Here is a 14,681-nt window from a genome sequence, read left to right as displayed (position 1 = left end):
CCGTTTCCTGGCACATGCAGGCGATAGGCCTGCTGTTTGACGGGGAAAGGCAGCCGTAAAAAGCCTGCCTTTTTGTTTCTTAATACTGGTCTTCGTAACGCTTGGCGAGATCTTCGATGTTCTCGGGCGGCCATGCAGGCACTTCCATGCCGAGGTGCAGGCCCATGGAAGCGAGAACTTCCTTGATTTCGTTGAGCGACTTGCGACCAAAGTTCGGGGTGCGGAGCATTTCTGCTTCGGTCTTCTGAATGAGGTCGCCGATGTAGACGATATTGTCGTTCTTCAGGCAGTTTGCCGAACGAACGGACAGTTCGAGCTCGTCCACCTTCTTGAGGAGCGCCGGGTTGAAGGCCAGTTCGGTGACTGCCTCTTCTTCGGTTTCCTTCTGCGGTTCGTCGAAGTTGACGAAGACGCCAAGCTGGTCCTGCAGGATGCGAGCCGCGAAAGCGACGGCATCTTCACCGGAGATAGAGCCATCGGTTTCGATGGACATGGTCAGCTTGTCGTAGTCGAGAACCTGTCCTTCGCGGGTGTTTTCAACCTTGTAGGACACTTTCTTGACCGGCGAATAGAGGCTGTCCACCGGGATGAGGCCGATCGGAGCATCTTCCGCACGATTGCGCTCAGCCGGAACGTAGCCCTTGCCGTTGTTGACGGTGAACTCCATGCGGATCTCGGCACCCTCGTCGAGCGTGCAGATGACATGCTCTGGGTTGAGGATTTCGATATCGCCGACCGTCTGGATGTCGCCAGCCGTTACAACACCCGGACCCTGCTTGCGCACGACCATGCGTTTGGCATCGTCGCCATCCATCTTGATGGCGATTTCCTTGATGTTGAGCACGATGTCCGTAACGTCCTCGCGAACGCCCGGGATCGAGGAGAATTCATGCAGCACGCCGTCGATCTGCACGGCCGTAACAGCGGCACCGCGCAGAGAGGAGAGCAGAACGCGGCGCAGCGCGTTGCCGAGGGTGAGGCCGAAACCGCGCTCAAGCGGCTCTGCAATGAGAGTCGCCTTGGTGCGCGAGCTCGAAGAGAACTCCACCTTGTTCGGCTTGATCAATTCCTGCCAGTTCTTCTGAATCATAATTTTGCCTTCCGTTCGTTGCCACCATCCAATCGTGGCAACCGAGCTTGAAAACCACCGGGAGCGCCGAGGCGCTCACCGGTGACGATAGCGATGATCAGACGCGGCGCTTCTTGCGCGGACGGCAGCCATTGTGCGGGATCGGGGTCACATCGCGGATGGACGTGATCATGAAACCGGCAGCCTGGAGCGCGCGCAGAGCCGATTCACGGCCGGAACCCGGACCGCAAACTTCGACTTCCAGCGACTTCATGCCATGTTCCTGGGCCTTTTTGGCGCAGTCTTCGGCAGCGATCTGGGCAGCAAACGGGGTCGACTTGCGCGAGCCCTTAAAGCCCTTGGCGCCAGCAGACGACCAAGCAATCGCATTGCCCTGTGCGTCGGTGATGGTGATCATCGTGTTGTTGAAGGTCGAGTTGACGTGAGCGACACCCGACGAGATATTCTTACGTTCGCGACGGCGAACGCGGACGGCTTCCTTAGCCATGGTATTCCTTTCGTTGATCTCTTCACCGCCGTAATCCCAGCGGCTACACCGGAACGGCGCCTATATGACCCCGCTCCAAACTCAAAAGAGGCCGGCGCAGACCGCCAGCCTCCCCACTCCGGTTTCCCGGAAATTACTTCTTCTTACCAGCGATCGCCTTTGCCGGACCCTTGCGGGTGCGGGCATTGGTGTGCGTGCGCTGACCGCGGACCGGAAGGCCACGACGGTGACGCAGGCCGCGGTAGCAGCCGAGGTCCATCAGACGCTTGATGTTCATCGAGGTTTCGCGACGAAGATCACCTTCGACGTGATAGTCACGGTCAATGGTTTCGCGGATCTGAAGGACTTCAGCATCCGTGAGCTGATGAACGCGGCGATCAGCCGGAATACCGACCTTCTCGACGATTTCCTGCGCGAATTTCGATCCAATCCCGTGAATGTAGGTCAGCGCGATGACGACGCGCTTTGCAGTCGGGATGTTGACGCCAGCGATACGTGCCACGCCTGTTCTCCTTGCATTCCAGTTGCCATCCGGCAATAGGGCTTCGTTATGCAGCCAAAGGCCGCTCGATTAAATTCGGGTTCGTAACATCACAAAACGATCGAACCCGGATTTCCTTCGGGAAATCCGCGCCGATCGCAGGGAATGTCGCGAGTTGGCGCGGTTTAGCGGAATCAGTGCAAAAAAGCAACCGCTCCCGCGAAGTTTATTTTCAAAGCTTTAAAGCTTGGAAAGAATGCGTTCGATCTCGGTGGTAACCTGATCGATTTCGGCCATGCCATCCACGGACTTCAGTTTGCCCTTGGCATAATAGTAGCCGATCAGCGGCGAGGTTTCCTTGTAATAGACCTCGAGACGCTTGGTCATGGTCTCGGCATTGTCGTCGGGACGACGCTTGAAGTGGGTCGAACCGCACTTGTCGCAGACGCCTTCCTTAACCGGCACCTTGTCCGAGTCGTGATAGACGGTGCCGCACTCGGCGCAGGAGTAACGGCCTGCCACGCGGCGGACCAGTTCCTTGTCGTCGACACGGAATTCGATGACGACCGAGAGATCGAGACCCTTGGCCTTCAACATCGCCTCTGTGGCATCTGCCTGCACGAGCGTGCGCGGGAAGCCGTCGAGGATGAAGCCGTTGGCGCAATCGGGCTGATCGATTCGTTCGGAGACGATGGCATTGACAATCTCGTCCGAGACCAGGTTTCCGGCGTCCATGACAGCCTTGGCGCGCTTACCGACTTCCGTACCGGCCTGAACGGCGGCGCGCAGCATGTCACCCGTGGAAAGCTGCGGAATGCCATGCTTTTCCACGATCCGCTGGGCCTGGGTCCCCTTACCCGCGCCCGGCGGCCCCAAAAGTATAAGTCTCATCGCCCCCTCTTTCCTCCACGCAGCTTCGATTTCTTGATCAGGCCTTCGTACTGCTGTGCGATCAGATGGCCCTGGATCTGTGCCACCGTATCAAGAGTTACGCTAACCACGATCAAAAGCGAAGTCCCACCAAGGGATAATGGGATGCCGGTTTGCGACACCAGAATCTCAGGCAGGATGCAGACGAAGACGAGATAGATAGCGCCGATCACCGTGATACGGGTCAGCACGTAGTCGATATATTCGGCAGTGCGATCGCCCGGGCGGATGCCCGGGACAAAGCCGCCATGCTTCTTCAGGTTATCGGCCGTGTCCTTCGGATTGAAGACGATGGCCGTGTAGAAAAAGGCAAAGAAGGCGATGAGGGCCGCATAGAGCACCATGTAAAGCGGCTGGCCGTGGCCAAGCGCTGCAACGATGGAGGTCGCCCAGGCGGGCATCGCCGTCGTGCTGGCAAAGCCTGCGAGTGTCGCCGGCAGAAGCAGCAGCGAAGATGCAAAGATAGCCGGGATGACGCCCGAGGTGTTCAACTTCAGCGGCAGGTGCGAGGTATCGCCCTGGAACATGCGGTTGCCGACCTGGCGCTTCGGATACTGGATCAGCAGACGGCGCTGCGCACGCTCGACGAAGACGATCACGGCGATGACCGCGATCGCGACGACGATGACGAGCAGAATGAGGCTCGTCGACAGCGCACCAGTACGGCCGAGCTCCAACGTGCCGGCAAGTGCGGTCGGAAGACCGGCTGCAATGCCTGCGAAAATGATCAGCGAAATACCGTTGCCGATGCCGCGCGAGGTGATCTGCTCACCGAGCCACATCAGGAACATGGTGCCGCCGAGCAGCGTCAGGACGGTCGAAATCTTGAAGAACCAGCCCGGATCGACGACAAGGCCATTGCCGCTCTGAAGACCGACGGCGATGCCGTAAGCCTGCAGGGCGCCAAGGATGACGGTGCCGTAGCGGGTATACTGGTTGATGATTTTGCGACCCTGCTCGCCTTCCTTCTTCAGGTTTTCGAGCGCCGGCACGACCGAGGTCATGAGCTGCACGATGATCGAAGCGGAAATGTAGGGCATAATGCCGAGCGCGAAGATCGCCATGCGCTGTACAGCGCCGCCCGAGAACATGTTGAAGAGGCCGAGAATGCCGCCCGCCTGGCCTTGGAAGGCCTGCGCGTAAGCCTGCGGATTGAGGCCCGGAAGCGGAATATGCGTACCCAACCGGTAGACAAGGAGAGCTGCCAGTGTGAACCACAGGCGCTTCTTAAGATCCTCGGCCTTGGCAAAGGTCGAAAAATTGAGGTTTGAAGCCAGTTGTTCCGCTGCAGAAGCCATGCGATTCTCCGCGCTACCAATTCCGGGCGCTCTCGAGTCGGCCGGCACCGGAATCAGTATGAATTTCTTTTAAAAACCGGGCTTCGGACGGATCGCTGGCGCAACCCTATGCCTCACCCTCGTTTTCAGTCTTACCGTCTCGACGCGGATGCGTCCAAGCAGGTTTTTGTGAGGCTCACATATGGGAGCAAAATCGCCCGGTGTGAAGCACCCCGGGCGATATATCATCAGTTTATTATTCTGCCGCTGCGGCAGAAAGAAGCGTTGCCGTGCCGCCAGCCTTTTCGATCTTCTCGACGGCAGGCTTGGAAGCGCCTGCAACTTCGAGGGTGATCTTGGCCTTGAGCTCGCCGTCGGCGAGAACGCGAACGCCGTCCTTGGCGCGACGGATGACGCCGGCAGCCTTCAGAGCAGCCGCATCAATGGTCGCCTTCGCGTCCAGCTTGCCGGCGTCGATGGCAGCCTGGATGCGTGCCAGCGATACGACGACATAGTCGGCTGCGAAGATGTTGTTGAAGCCGCGCTTCGGCAGGCGACGGTAGATGGGCATCTGACCGCCTTCGAAGCCGTTGATGGCGACGCCCGAACGGGACTTCTGACCCTTTACACCGCGACCACCGGTCTTGCCGGAGCCCGAGCCGATACCACGGCCAAGACGCTTGCGGCTATGGGTAGAGCCTTCGTTATCTTTAATTTCATTGAGTTTCATGAGCGTTACTCCGGACTCACTTCTCGTCGACGACGCGAACGAGATGCTGGACGGCACGGATCATGCCACGAACGGCCGGAGTGTCCTCCAGCGTGCGGCGACGGTGCATCTTGTTCAGTCCGAGACCGATCAGCGTGCGCTGCTGGACGTCCGGACGGCGAATCGGGCTGCCGATCTGTTCGATCGTAACAGTCTTCGCTTCAGCCTTCTTGGTAGCCTTGGCCATTGGTCAGCTCCTCTTATTCTTCAGAGGCGTTGCCAGAAGCGGCACGGCGAGCCTGGAGCGTAGCATACTTGATGCCGCGCTGAGCTGCGATGTCCTTCGGGTGAACCTGGTGCTTCAGAGCGTCGAAGGTAGCGCGAACCATGTTGTAGGGGTTCGACGAACCGGTCGACTTGGCGACGACGTCGTGAACGCCGAGCGTTTCGAAAACGGCGCGCATTGGACCGCCGGCGATGATACCGGTACCGACCTTGGCCGAGCGCAGCAGAACCTTGCCGGCGCCATGACGGCCATGGACATCGTGATGCAGCGTACGGCCGTCACGCAGCGGTACGAAGATCAGTTCGCGCTTGGCTGCTTCGGTTGCCTTGCGGATAGCTTCCGGCACTTCGCGTGCCTTGCCATGCCCGAAACCTACGCGGCCCTTCTGGTCGCCGACGACGACGAGTGCTGCGAAACCAAAACGACGGCCGCCCTTGACGACCTTGGCGACGCGGTTGATCGCGACAAGCTTGTCGACGAATTCGCTATCGCGCTCTTCGCGGCTCTGGCGGTCTTCCCGCTGCGGCCTTCTTTCCTGTGCCATTGTCCTCTTCCTTTTTCTTTTCCGGGTGCAATCGGCAAACAAAACGAGGACCGCATCGTCTTCCCCAAGGGAACGGTTTGCGGTCCGGTGAAATCCGGCCGAGGCTCGAGAGCCTTCGGCCGGAAACTGATTAGAAGGTCAGACCGCTTTCGCGGGCTGCATCTGCCAGGGCCTTGATGCGGCCGTGATAGATGAAGGCGCCACGATCGAATACGACCTCAGTGACACCTGCCTTGGAGGCGCGCTCAGCGACGAGCTTGCCAACGAGGGCTGCTGCTGCTGTGTCGGCACCGGTCTTCAGAGAACCGCGCAGATCCTTGTCGAGGGTCGATGCAGCGGCAAGCGTCTTGCCGGCAACATCGTCGATGACCTGAGCGTAGATGTTCTTCGACGAGCGATGAACCGACAGGCGCGGACGGCCGTTGGCCACCGACTTGAGATGACGGCGCACGCGGTTGGCACGACGTGCAAGTGCTTCTTTCCTGCTAGCCATTTCGCGTGATCCTTACTTCTTCTTGCCTTCTTTGCGGACAATCCGCTCATCGGCATACTTGACGCCCTTGCCCTTGTAGGGCTCCGGACCGCGATATTCGCGGATCTCGGCGGCGACCTGACCGACCTGCTGCTTGTTGATGCCGGTAACGACGATTTCCGTCGGCTTCGGCACAGCGATCGTGATGCCCTGCGGCGGTTCATAGACCACGTCGTGGCTGAAACCGAGAGCCAACTGCAGGTTCTTGCCCTGCAGCGAGGCACGGTAACCAACGCCGTTGATTTCAAGCTTGCGCTCGAAGCCGTCCTTAACGCCCCTGAAGATGTTTTCGATCATCGTGCGGGACATGCCCCACTTCGAACGAGCATCCTTGGTCTGCGAAAGCGGCGTCACGACGACCGCATTGTTTTCGAGCTTGAGGCTGATTTCGTCGTTTGCGACGAAGAACAGCTCGCCCTTCGGGCCCTTAGCAGTAACCTTCTGGCCATCGACCGTAGCCGTGATCCCAGCAGGCACCTGAACGGGCTTCTTACCGATACGAGACATGTTTCAATCCTGTCTGTTCGCTATGGAGACCCTGCGCAGTCTTAGAAGACCGAGCAGAGAACCTCGCCACCAACGTTCTGTTCGCGAGCCTGGTGATCGGCCATCACGCCCTTCGGAGTCGAAAGGATGGTGATGCCGAGGCCGTTCGCGACCTGCGGAATGGACTTGACCGAGACATAAACCCGGCGGCCCGGCTTGGACACACGGCCGATCTCACGGATCACCGATGCGCCTTCATAGTACTTCAGCTCAATGTTCAGTTCCGACTTGCCGTTGCCGAAATCGACGACGGAGTAGCCACGGATGTAGCCTTCGGACTGGAGAACATCGAGAACACGTGCACGGAGCCTGGAAGCAGGTGTCGAAACCGACGACTTGCGACGCGAAGCACCGTTGCGGATACGGGTGAGCATATCGCCCAACGGATCAGTCATTGTCATCTAACCTGCTCCTTACCAGCTCGACTTGACGATGCCCGGCACCTTGCCGAGATTGCCCAGTTCACGCAGCGCGATACGCGACATACGCAGTTTACGGTAGTAAGCGCGCGGACGACCGGACACTTCGCAACGGTTGCGAATGCGGGTCTTCGATCCGTCACGCGGCAGGGATGCCAGCTTGATCGAGGCCTTGAACCGCTCTTCGATCGGAAGAGCCTGGTTCATGATGATCGCCTTCAGGGCAGCACGCTTGCCAGCCTGGTTTGCGACCGTATTACGGCGGCGCTTGTTCTTTTCAACTGCGCTTGTCTTCGCCATGTCAGGTTCCTTTTCTACGCTCGTCGTTACGGTTACTGACGGAACGGGAAGCTGAACTCCGTGAGGAGCGCGCGAGCTTCGTCGTCGGTCGTTGCCGTCGTGCAAACGATGATGTCCATGCCCCACATCTGATCAACCTTGTCGTAGTTGATTTCTGGGAACACAATGTGCTCCTTGATGCCCATGGCGAAGTTGCCACGGCCGTCAAAGCTCTTCGGGTTCAGGCCGCGGAAGTCGCGAACGCGCGGAAGCGCGATGTTGACCAGGCGATCCAGGAACTCGTACATGCGGGCGCCGCGCAGGGTGACCTTTGCGCCGATCGGCATGTTTTCGCGGACCTTGAAGCCAGCGATAGAGTTACGTGCGCGGGTGATGACCGGCTTCTGGCCAGCGATAGCAGCCAGGTCGGCAGCAGCAACGGTCGGCTTCTTAGAATCAGCCGTGGCTTCGCCCACACCCATGTTGATAACGATCTTGTCGAGCTTCGGGATCATCATCTCGTTGGCGTAGGAGAACTTCTCCTGCATCGCCTTACGGATCCGCTCGACATATTCCTTCTTGAGCCGCGGCTCGTACTTTGCCTCAGCCATCGATCACTTCTCCCGAACGCTTAGCCACGCGGACCTTCTTGCCGTCAACAACCTTGAAGCCGACGCGGGTCGGCTTGCCGTCCTTGTCGACGATGGCGACGTTGGACAGGTGGACCGAAGCTTCCTTGGAAATGATCCCGGCTTCCTGGGTCTGCGTCTGACGCTGGTGGCGCTTTACGACGTTAACGCCGCGAACCACGGCGCGATCTTCCTTCGGCAGGACCTGGATGACTTCGCCAGTGCGGCCCTTGTCCTTGCCTGCGAGCATGACGACCTTGTCGCCCTTACGAATCTTCTGCATCGTTCCCGCTCCTTACAGTACTTCGGGAGCCAGCGAGATGATCTTCATGTGGTTCTTCGCACGCAATTCGCGCGGAACCGGTCCGAAGATACGGGTGCCGATCGGCTCTTTTTTGTTGTCGATGAGGACTGCTGCGTTGGTGTCGAAGCGGATGACAGAGCCATCCGGACGACGGATGTCCTTGGCGGTGCGAACGACAACCGCCTTCATCACGTCACCCTTCTTCACACGGCCGCGCGGAATAGCTTCCTTGATCGAAACGACGATGACGTCGCCGATCGAGGCATACTTGCGCTTCGAGCCGCCCAGCACCTTGATGCACATGACACGACGTGCGCCGGAATTATCCGCGACGTCGAGGTTTGTTTGCATCTGAATCATATCAGGTCGCCTTCTTGTTCTTACCGGAATGGTTGGGCAAAGCCCCCTCTTCCGGCTTATGAAAAATGTCTGCCGGCCGCTCGTCACAAGGACAGCGAAAACACGGCAATAGCTTGAATAGCGCGGGATAGATCGTTGCCAGGGTGGTTTCCCAGATGGGACCTTCCGTGCGCTTAAAGCAAAAGAACGCCCGGCATTCGAGCGTTCCGACGCTGCTTCATATAGAAATTTCCGCGAGACGCAAGGCCTCGCGCAAAATTCTTACTTGGCCTGGGCGGCAATAACCGTCCAGCGCTTGTCCTTGGAGATCGGTGCGCACTCCTCGATGGAGACGATATCGCCGATCTTGTACTGATTGTTTTCGTCGTGGGCCTTGTACTTCTTGGAACGACGAACGGTCTTCTGGAGCAGCGGGTGAGCAAAACGGCGCTCAACGCGAACTACGACAGTCTTCTCGTTCTTGTCGCCAACGACGACGCCCTGCAGAATGCGCTTCGGCATGTTTTTCTTCCTTTACGCCTTTGCTTCCGCCGCCTTCTGGCGAGCAATGGTTTTCACGCGGGCGATGTCCTTGCGAACTTCATCGATGCGCGAGGACTTTTCGAGCTGGCCGGTCGCCTTCTGGAAGCGCAGGTTAAACTGCTCCTTCTTCAGGTCGGCAAGCTTGTCCTTGAGCTGGTCGGCCGTGAGGCCGCGTACTTCTTCGGCTTTCATCGTGCCTTCTCCTTACTCTGCGATGCGCTGTACAAAGCGCGTCTTGACCGAGAGCTTGGCCGAGCCGAGGCGAAGCGCTTCACGCGCGATTTCCTCGGAGACACCGTCGATCTCGAACATCATACGACCGGGCTTGACCTTGCATGCCCAGTATTCCACGGAACCCTTACCCTTACCCATACGGACTTCGGTAGGCTTTGCGGTTACCGGAACGTCCGGGAACACGCGGATCCAAACACGGCCGGCGCGCTTCATGTAACGCGTGATCGCGCGGCGAGCCGCTTCGATCTCACGAGCGTTAACGCGGTTCGGCTCCTGAGCCTTCAGGCCGAATTCACCGAAGGCAAGGTCGGAACCGCCCTTGGCAACGCCCTTGATGCGGCCCTTGAACTGCTTGCGGTACTTAGTACGCTTTGGCTGCAACATTTTCTTACTTCTCCGAGCTTATCTTTCGCCAGCGCTAATTACGCGTTGTCGCGTTCGCGGCGACGATCGCCACGGTCGCGTTCGCGGCTTGCCGGGCCCTGTGCGTCGCCTTCCAGCGCGCGGCGTTCGGAAGCCATCGGATCGTGCTCAAGGATTTCGCCCTTGAAGATCCAGACCTTGATGCCGCAGATACCGAATGCGGTTTCGGCTTCAGCCGTACCGTAGTCGATGTCAGCGCGCAGGGTGTGCAGCGGAACGCGGCCTTCGCGGTACCATTCCGTACGAGCGATTTCTGCGCCGCCGAGACGGCCTGCGCAGGTGATCTTGATGCCTTCGGCGCCAAGACGCATCGCGGACTGAACGGCGCGCTTCATGGCGCGGCGGAAAGCCACGCGGCGCTCGAGCTGCTGGGCGATCGACTGAGCAACGAGCGTTGCGTCGATTTCCGGCTTACGCACTTCAACGATGTTGAGGTGTGTTTCGGAGTTCGTCATTTCCGACAGCTTCTTACGGAGCTTGTCGATGTCGGCGCCCTTGCGGCCGATGATCAGGCCCGGACGGGCCGAGTGGATCGTGACGCGGCACTTCTTGTGCGGACGCTCGATGACCACCTTGGAGATACCGGCCTGCTTCAGTTCGCTCATGACGAACTTACGCATCTTCAGGTCTTCGTGCAGGAGCTGACCGTATTCGGCATTGTCCGCAAACCAGCGGCTATCCCAGGTACGGTTGATGCCAAGACGGAAACCAATCGGATTGATTTTCTGACCCATTATGCGGCCTCCTCTTGTGCCTGCACTTCACGAACGACGATCGTCAGGTGAGCGAACGGACGTTCGATGCGCGATGCGCGGCCACGGCCACGAGCGTGGAAGCGCTTCATGACGATCGACTTGCCGACATAAGCCTCGGCGACGACGAGAGCGTCGACGTCGAGGTCATGGTTGTTTTCAGCGTTGGCGATCGCAGATTCGAGCGTCTTCTTGACGGCGCCTGCAATACGCTTGCGGGAGAATTCCAGCTCAGCGAGTGCACGCTCGACCTTCTTGCCGCGGATGGCCGCAGCAACCAGGTTGAGCTTCTGGGGGCTGACGCGGAGCGTGCGGGCGACTGCCTGCGCTTCGTTGTCCTTGAGCCGGCGTTCTGTTTTTGCCTTGCCCATCGTTACTTCCTCTTTGCCTTCTTGTCCGCGCCGTGACCGTAATAGGTCCGGGTCGGAGAGAATTCACCGAACTTGTGACCGACCATGTCTTCATTGACGCTGACCGGAACATGCTTGCTGCCGTTGTAGACGCCGAAGGTGAGACCGACGAACTGCGGCAGGATCGTGGAGCGACGGCTCCAGATCTTGATTACTTCTGCGCGTCCGCCTTCACGAACCTTCTCAGCCTTCTTGAGAAGATAGCCGTCAACGAACGGACCTTTCCATACTGAACGAGCCATTGGAGACTTCCTCTCTTACTTCTTACGCTGATGACGCGAGCGCATGATCATCTTGTCGGTCGACTTGTTCGACCGAGTACGCTTGCCCTTGGTCGGCTTGCCCCACGGAGAAACCGGGTGACGGCCGCCCGAGGTGCGGCCTTCACCACCGCCGTGCGGATGGTCGACCGGGTTCATGACGACGCCGCGGTTATGCGGACGCTTGCCGCGCCAAACAGTACGACCGGCCTTGCCGTCGTTGATGTTGGCATGGTCAGGGTTCGACACCGCACCGATCGAAGCAAGGCAGGTGCCGTGCACGAGGCGCTGTTCGCCCGAGTTCAGGCGAAGGATAGCCATACCCTGGTCGCGGCCGACGAGCTGCGCGTAGGAACCGGCAGAGCGGGCAATCTGACCGCCCTTGCCCGGCTTCATTTCCACGTTGTGGATGATGGAGCCGACCGGGATGTACTGCAGCGGCATCGTGTTGCCGGGCTTGACGTCGACAACCTTGTCGGAAGCGATGACCTTGTCGCCCGCAGCAAGGCGCTGCGGAGCAATGATGTAGGCCTGGTCGCCGTCGGCGTAGCGGACGAGCGCGATGTAAGCCGTGCGGTTCGGGTCGTATTCGATACGCTCGACCGTGCCTTCGACGTCGAACTTGCGACGCTTGAAGTCGATGATGCGATAGGTACGCTTGTGACCGCCGCCGATGAAGCGGGCCGTGATACGGCCGAGGTTGTTACGACCACCGCTCTTGGTCAGACCTTCCGTCAGCGACTTGACCGGCTTGCCCTTGTAGAGGCCCGAACGATCGACGATGACCAGCTGACGCTGGCTCGGGGTCGTCGGATTGAATGTTTTCAATGCCATTTTTTTATCCTCAGAGACCGGTGGAGACGTCGATCGTCTGGCCTTCGGCCAACGTCACGACAGCCTTCTTCACGTCCTGCTGCTTGCCGACAAAACCGCGGAAACGCCGGGTCTTGCCCTTGCGCAGCAGAGTGTTGACGGCGGTAACCTTGACGCCGAAGAGCGCCTCGACTGCAGCCTTGATTTCCGGCTTCGTCGCCTTCTTGGCGACATTGAAAACAACCTGGTTGTTTTCCGATACCAGCGTGGACTTTTCGGTGATCGCAGGAGAAACGATCACATCGTAGTGGCGGAGATCGGTCACTTGAATCGCTCCTCTAGCGCTTCAACGGCAGCCTTGGAAAGCACGAGCTTGCCGCGGCGGACGATGTCGTAAACGTTGATGCCCTGGATCGGCAGAACATCGATGTTCGGGATGTTCTGGGCAGCGAGCTTGAAGTTACCGTCGAGCTCGGCGCCGCCGATGAAGAGGGCGTTGGTGAGGCCCAGCGTTGCGAATACGCCGGCCAGAGCCTTCGTCTTTGCTTCGTTGGCGACCAGATCATCGATAATGATCAGTTCGTCTGCCTTGATCTTGGCGGACAGCGCATGGCGCAGGCCGAGTGCACGTACCTTCTTGGGAAGATCGTGTTCGTGGCTGCGAGCAACCGGGCCGTGAGCCTTACCACCGCCGCGGAACTGCGGAGCACGAGCCGAATGGTGACGAGCGCGGCCCGTACCCTTCTGCTTGTACATCTTGGCGCCGGTGCGCCAGACGTCTGCGCGGCCCTTTGCCTGGTGCGTGCCCTGCTGCTTCTTGGCAAGCTGCCAGCGGATAACGCGGGCGAGAATATCTTCGCGGGGCTCAAGGCCGAAAATCGCTTCCGAAAGGGAAACCTTCCCAGCGTCTTTTCCCTCGAGGGTCTTGACGTTCAATTCCATTGGTCTGGCTCCCTTACTTCGCTGCCGACTTGACGGCGTCGCGCACGATGATCCAGGCACCCTTGGAACCGGGTACTGCACCCTTAATCAGGATCAGACCGCGATCTTCATCGGTCGAAACCACTTCAAGGTTCTGCGTCGTCACGCGCGTCTGGCCCATGTGACCAGCCATCTTCTTGTTCTTGAAAACCTTGCCCGGATCCTGGCGCGAACCAGTCGAACCATGCGAGCGGTGCGAAACGGACACACCGTGCGTGGCGCGGAGACCGCCGAAACCGTGGCGCTTCATGGCGCCGGCAAAGCCCTTACCAATCGTCGTGCCGGTGACATCGACGAGCTGACCAGCGGCAAAGTGGCCAGCCTTGAGCTCGGTACCAACATCAAGCAGATGGTCTTCCGAAACGCGGAATTCCTGAAGCTTGGCCTTGGGCTCAACGTTGGCGATGGCAAAGTTGCCGCGCATGGCCTTGGACGTGTTCTTTACCTTGGCCTGGCCAGCACCGAGCTGAAGCGCGGTATAGCCATTCTTTTCTACGGTGCGCTGGGCCACGACCTGGCAGCCTTCCAAACGCAGTACCGTTACCGGGACATGCTCGCCGGCGTCGTTGTAGACGCGGGTCATTCCCACCTTCTGTGCAATTACACCTGAACGCATCGGTTCAATCCTTCCAACTCAGCTCGAGCAAGCTCAGAGCTTGATCTCAACATCGACACCTGCGGCGAGATCGAGCTTCATCAGCGCGTCTACCGTCTGCGGGGTCGGATCTACGATGTCGAGCAGGCGCTTATGCGTGCGCATCTCGAACTGTTCGCGACTCTTCTTGTCGATGTGCGGGGACCGGTTGACCGTAAACTTCTCGATGCGGGTCGGAAGCGGAACGGGGCCCCGGACGCTAGCACCGGTGCGCTTCGCCGTCGACACGATCTCGCGCGTGGAAGCATCGAGAATCCGGTGATCGAACGCCTTCAGGCGAATGCGGATATTTTGGCCGTTCATTCGACGTTATCCTTGTGTTTGTTTTTCCACATGTCTTTAGGCAAGACACGGGTTGTTCTTTCTTCCTAAGGCGGACCACCGGTTTCAAAGATCGAGAGAGACGCCTGTTACGGCACCCCTATCCACTCTTCAGGGCCTTTTGACCCACCTTATTGTTTGTTTAGTCGCCGCTTCGTCATCCAAAGCGTTACGCAAATCGCGCTCGCGCGCCATTTGCAACATTTCTGTGTAATAAGCAAGCGGCTTGCGCCGCCTGCATCATAATAATGTCATCGAATCGGCTGCCCCACCGGAGCAGCCGAATGAATTACTCGATGATCGAAGCAACGATGCCTGCACCGACGGTGCGGCCGCCTTCGCGGATAGCGAAGCGAAGCTTTTCTTCCATCGCGATCGGAACGATCAGCTCGACGTCAACCGTGACGTTGTCGCCAGGCATAACCATTTCCGTGCCT

Annotated in this window: 27 protein-coding genes; all 27 read right to left on the bottom strand. The window is 58.9% G+C overall.

Annotation, left to right across the window (positions count from 1 at the left end):
• Positions 1-79 precede the first annotated feature (79 nt).
• The gene (locus AC1DM5_RS30265; protein ID WP_477822872.1) at positions 80-1,090 is read right to left on the bottom strand and encodes a DNA-directed RNA polymerase subunit alpha; all 1,011 of its coding nucleotides are present in this window, start codon (positions 1,088-1,090) and stop codon (positions 80-82) included.
• Positions 1,091-1,187: 97 nt separating this feature from the next.
• A complete protein-coding gene (gene rpsK / locus AC1DM5_RS30260) occupies positions 1,188-1,577 on the bottom strand; it encodes a 30S ribosomal protein S11 (protein ID WP_003547577.1) in 390 nt (129 codons plus the stop codon).
• A 133-nt stretch (positions 1,578-1,710) separates the two neighbouring features.
• Positions 1,711-2,079, bottom strand: coding sequence for a 30S ribosomal protein S13 (gene rpsM, locus AC1DM5_RS30255; protein ID WP_439014703.1), 369 nt, complete (start codon positions 2,077-2,079; stop codon positions 1,711-1,713).
• Between the two features lie 219 nt (positions 2,080-2,298).
• A complete protein-coding gene (locus AC1DM5_RS30250) occupies positions 2,299-2,949 on the bottom strand; it encodes an adenylate kinase (RefSeq protein WP_113324623.1) in 651 nt (216 codons plus the stop codon).
• Entirely contained in the window at positions 2,946-4,286 is a 1,341-nt protein-coding gene (secY, locus tag AC1DM5_RS30245; RefSeq protein WP_113324622.1) for a preprotein translocase subunit SecY, read from the bottom strand. Before secY ends, AC1DM5_RS30250 begins: the two co-directional genes overlap by 4 nt.
• Positions 4,287-4,521: 235 nt before the next feature.
• The gene (gene rplO / locus AC1DM5_RS30240) at positions 4,522-4,995 is read right to left on the bottom strand and encodes a 50S ribosomal protein L15 (RefSeq protein WP_113324621.1); all 474 of its coding nucleotides are present in this window, start codon (positions 4,993-4,995) and stop codon (positions 4,522-4,524) included.
• 16 nt (positions 4,996-5,011) lie between these two features.
• Positions 5,012-5,221, bottom strand: a complete 210-nt coding sequence (rpmD, locus tag AC1DM5_RS30235; protein WP_007812887.1) for a 50S ribosomal protein L30 — start codon at positions 5,219-5,221, stop codon at positions 5,012-5,014.
• A 13-nt stretch (positions 5,222-5,234) separates the two neighbouring features.
• On the bottom strand, positions 5,235-5,804 hold the full coding sequence (gene rpsE / locus AC1DM5_RS30230; RefSeq protein WP_007812885.1) for a 30S ribosomal protein S5: 570 nt from the start codon (positions 5,802-5,804) through the stop codon (positions 5,235-5,237).
• A 130-nt stretch (positions 5,805-5,934) separates the two neighbouring features.
• Complete coding sequence (rplR, locus tag AC1DM5_RS30225; protein ID WP_113297886.1) at positions 5,935-6,297, bottom strand: 50S ribosomal protein L18; 363 nt, start codon at positions 6,295-6,297, stop codon at positions 5,935-5,937.
• A gap of 12 nt (positions 6,298-6,309) precedes the next feature.
• Complete coding sequence (rplF, locus tag AC1DM5_RS30220) at positions 6,310-6,843, bottom strand: 50S ribosomal protein L6 (RefSeq protein WP_477822871.1); 534 nt, start codon at positions 6,841-6,843, stop codon at positions 6,310-6,312.
• Positions 6,844-6,884: 41 nt separating this feature from the next.
• A complete protein-coding gene (gene rpsH / locus AC1DM5_RS30215) occupies positions 6,885-7,283 on the bottom strand; it encodes a 30S ribosomal protein S8 (RefSeq protein ID WP_113297888.1) in 399 nt (132 codons plus the stop codon).
• A gap of 12 nt (positions 7,284-7,295) precedes the next feature.
• Complete coding sequence (gene rpsN / locus AC1DM5_RS30210) at positions 7,296-7,601, bottom strand: 30S ribosomal protein S14 (protein WP_007812880.1); 306 nt, start codon at positions 7,599-7,601, stop codon at positions 7,296-7,298.
• A gap of 32 nt (positions 7,602-7,633) precedes the next feature.
• Positions 7,634-8,191: a 50S ribosomal protein L5 gene (rplE, locus tag AC1DM5_RS30205; protein WP_007812878.1), complete on the bottom strand. Its 558-nt coding sequence runs from the start codon at positions 8,189-8,191 to the stop codon at positions 7,634-7,636.
• Positions 8,184-8,492, bottom strand: coding sequence for a 50S ribosomal protein L24 (rplX, locus tag AC1DM5_RS30200; RefSeq protein ID WP_037106636.1), 309 nt, complete (start codon positions 8,490-8,492; stop codon positions 8,184-8,186). The genes rplE and rplX overlap by 8 nt, the downstream gene beginning before the upstream one ends.
• 12 nt (positions 8,493-8,504) lie before the next feature.
• Positions 8,505-8,873 carry a 50S ribosomal protein L14 gene (gene rplN / locus AC1DM5_RS30195; protein WP_003573790.1) on the bottom strand — a complete coding sequence of 123 codons (369 nt, stop codon included), beginning with the start codon at positions 8,871-8,873 and terminating at the stop codon, positions 8,505-8,507.
• A gap of 261 nt (positions 8,874-9,134) precedes the next feature.
• Positions 9,135-9,374 carry a 30S ribosomal protein S17 gene (rpsQ, locus tag AC1DM5_RS30190; RefSeq protein ID WP_007812872.1) on the bottom strand — a complete coding sequence of 80 codons (240 nt, stop codon included), beginning with the start codon at positions 9,372-9,374 and terminating at the stop codon, positions 9,135-9,137.
• A gap of 12 nt (positions 9,375-9,386) precedes the next feature.
• Entirely contained in the window at positions 9,387-9,587 is a 201-nt protein-coding gene (gene rpmC, locus AC1DM5_RS30185; protein ID WP_007812871.1) for a 50S ribosomal protein L29, read from the bottom strand.
• A gap of 12 nt (positions 9,588-9,599) precedes the next feature.
• Entirely contained in the window at positions 9,600-10,013 is a 414-nt protein-coding gene (gene rplP, locus AC1DM5_RS30180; RefSeq protein WP_003573792.1) for a 50S ribosomal protein L16, read from the bottom strand.
• A gap of 38 nt (positions 10,014-10,051) precedes the next feature.
• A complete protein-coding gene (gene rpsC / locus AC1DM5_RS30175; RefSeq protein WP_007812868.1) occupies positions 10,052-10,786 on the bottom strand; it encodes a 30S ribosomal protein S3 in 735 nt (244 codons plus the stop codon).
• Positions 10,786-11,175 carry a 50S ribosomal protein L22 gene (gene rplV / locus AC1DM5_RS30170; protein ID WP_018115519.1) on the bottom strand — a complete coding sequence of 130 codons (390 nt, stop codon included), beginning with the start codon at positions 11,173-11,175 and terminating at the stop codon, positions 10,786-10,788. Before rplV ends, rpsC begins: the two co-directional genes overlap by 1 nt.
• A gap of 2 nt (positions 11,176-11,177) precedes the next feature.
• Positions 11,178-11,456: a 30S ribosomal protein S19 gene (gene rpsS, locus AC1DM5_RS30165; RefSeq protein ID WP_007531666.1), complete on the bottom strand. Its 279-nt coding sequence runs from the start codon at positions 11,454-11,456 to the stop codon at positions 11,178-11,180.
• Positions 11,457-11,471: 15 nt separating this feature from the next.
• A complete protein-coding gene (rplB, locus tag AC1DM5_RS30160; RefSeq protein ID WP_477822869.1) occupies positions 11,472-12,308 on the bottom strand; it encodes a 50S ribosomal protein L2 in 837 nt (278 codons plus the stop codon).
• 10 nt (positions 12,309-12,318) lie between these two features.
• A complete protein-coding gene (locus tag AC1DM5_RS30155; RefSeq protein WP_007812862.1) occupies positions 12,319-12,612 on the bottom strand; it encodes a 50S ribosomal protein L23 in 294 nt (97 codons plus the stop codon).
• Positions 12,609-13,229, bottom strand: a complete 621-nt coding sequence (gene rplD / locus AC1DM5_RS30150) for a 50S ribosomal protein L4 (protein ID WP_007812861.1) — start codon at positions 13,227-13,229, stop codon at positions 12,609-12,611. Before rplD ends, AC1DM5_RS30155 begins: the two co-directional genes overlap by 4 nt.
• Positions 13,230-13,242: 13 nt before the next feature.
• Entirely contained in the window at positions 13,243-13,884 is a 642-nt protein-coding gene (gene rplC, locus AC1DM5_RS30145) for a 50S ribosomal protein L3 (protein ID WP_477822868.1), read from the bottom strand.
• Between the two features lie 33 nt (positions 13,885-13,917).
• Positions 13,918-14,226 (bottom strand): 30S ribosomal protein S10, encoded by a 309-nt coding sequence (gene rpsJ / locus AC1DM5_RS30140; RefSeq protein WP_003547547.1) that lies wholly within the window; start codon positions 14,224-14,226, stop codon positions 13,918-13,920.
• Positions 14,227-14,533: 307 nt separating this feature from the next.
• The coding region (locus AC1DM5_RS30135; protein WP_477822931.1) for an EF-Tu C-terminal domain-related protein at positions 14,534-14,681 on the bottom strand (148 nt) is incomplete at its 5' end.

Source organism: Rhizobium sp. 01T437 (assembly GCF_056398505.1).
This window is presented reverse-complemented; position numbering and strand designations above follow the sequence as displayed.

Excerpts from the sequence above, each read along its gene's own strand:
- secY (WP_113324622.1), bottom strand. The coding sequence starts at position 4,286 with ATGGCTTCTGCAGCGGAACAACTGGCTTCAAACCTCAATTTTTCGACC.
- rplF (WP_477822871.1), bottom strand. The coding sequence starts at position 6,843 with ATGTCTCGTATCGGTAAGAAGCCCGTTCAGGTGCCTGCTGGGATCACG.
- rplO (WP_113324621.1), bottom strand. The coding sequence starts at position 4,995 with ATGAAACTCAATGAAATTAAAGATAACGAAGGCTCTACCCATAGCCGC.
- rpsC (WP_007812868.1), bottom strand. The coding sequence starts at position 10,786 with ATGGGTCAGAAAATCAATCCGATTGGTTTCCGTCTTGGCATCAACCGT.
- rplE (WP_007812878.1), bottom strand. The coding sequence starts at position 8,191 with ATGGCTGAGGCAAAGTACGAGCCGCGGCTCAAGAAGGAATATGTCGAG.
- rplV (WP_018115519.1), bottom strand. The coding sequence starts at position 11,175 with ATGGGCAAGGCAAAAACAGAACGCCGGCTCAAGGACAACGAAGCGCAG.
- rplB (WP_477822869.1), bottom strand. The coding sequence starts at position 12,308 with ATGGCATTGAAAACATTCAATCCGACGACCCCGAGCCAGCGTCAGCTG.
- rpsN (WP_007812880.1), bottom strand. The coding sequence starts at position 7,601 with ATGGCGAAGACAAGCGCAGTTGAAAAGAACAAGCGCCGCCGTAATACG.
- rpmD (WP_007812887.1), bottom strand. The coding sequence starts at position 5,221 with ATGGCCAAGGCTACCAAGAAGGCTGAAGCGAAGACTGTTACGATCGAA.
- rpsH (WP_113297888.1), bottom strand. The coding sequence starts at position 7,283 with ATGACAATGACTGATCCGTTGGGCGATATGCTCACCCGTATCCGCAAC.
- rpsJ (WP_003547547.1), bottom strand. The coding sequence starts at position 14,226 with ATGAACGGCCAAAATATCCGCATTCGCCTGAAGGCGTTCGATCACCGG.
- AC1DM5_RS30250 (WP_113324623.1), bottom strand. The coding sequence starts at position 2,949 with ATGAGACTTATACTTTTGGGGCCGCCGGGCGCGGGTAAGGGGACCCAG.
- rplC (WP_477822868.1), bottom strand. The coding sequence starts at position 13,884 with ATGCGTTCAGGTGTAATTGCACAGAAGGTGGGAATGACCCGCGTCTAC.
- rplX (WP_037106636.1), bottom strand. The coding sequence starts at position 8,492 with ATGCAGAAGATTCGTAAGGGCGACAAGGTCGTCATGCTCGCAGGCAAG.
- rpsS (WP_007531666.1), bottom strand. The coding sequence starts at position 11,456 with ATGGCTCGTTCAGTATGGAAAGGTCCGTTCGTTGACGGCTATCTTCTC.
- rpsK (WP_003547577.1), bottom strand. The coding sequence starts at position 1,577 with ATGGCTAAGGAAGCCGTCCGCGTTCGCCGTCGCGAACGTAAGAATATC.
- rpsQ (WP_007812872.1), bottom strand. The coding sequence starts at position 9,374 with ATGCCGAAGCGCATTCTGCAGGGCGTCGTCGTTGGCGACAAGAACGAG.
- AC1DM5_RS30265 (WP_477822872.1), bottom strand. The coding sequence starts at position 1,090 with ATGATTCAGAAGAACTGGCAGGAATTGATCAAGCCGAACAAGGTGGAG.
- rpsE (WP_007812885.1), bottom strand. The coding sequence starts at position 5,804 with ATGGCACAGGAAAGAAGGCCGCAGCGGGAAGACCGCCAGAGCCGCGAA.
- rplD (WP_007812861.1), bottom strand. The coding sequence starts at position 13,229 with ATGGAATTGAACGTCAAGACCCTCGAGGGAAAAGACGCTGGGAAGGTT.
- rpmC (WP_007812871.1), bottom strand. The coding sequence starts at position 9,587 with ATGAAAGCCGAAGAAGTACGCGGCCTCACGGCCGACCAGCTCAAGGAC.
- rplP (WP_003573792.1), bottom strand. The coding sequence starts at position 10,013 with ATGTTGCAGCCAAAGCGTACTAAGTACCGCAAGCAGTTCAAGGGCCGC.
- rplR (WP_113297886.1), bottom strand. The coding sequence starts at position 6,297 with ATGGCTAGCAGGAAAGAAGCACTTGCACGTCGTGCCAACCGCGTGCGC.
- rplN (WP_003573790.1), bottom strand. The coding sequence starts at position 8,873 with ATGATTCAGATGCAAACAAACCTCGACGTCGCGGATAATTCCGGCGCA.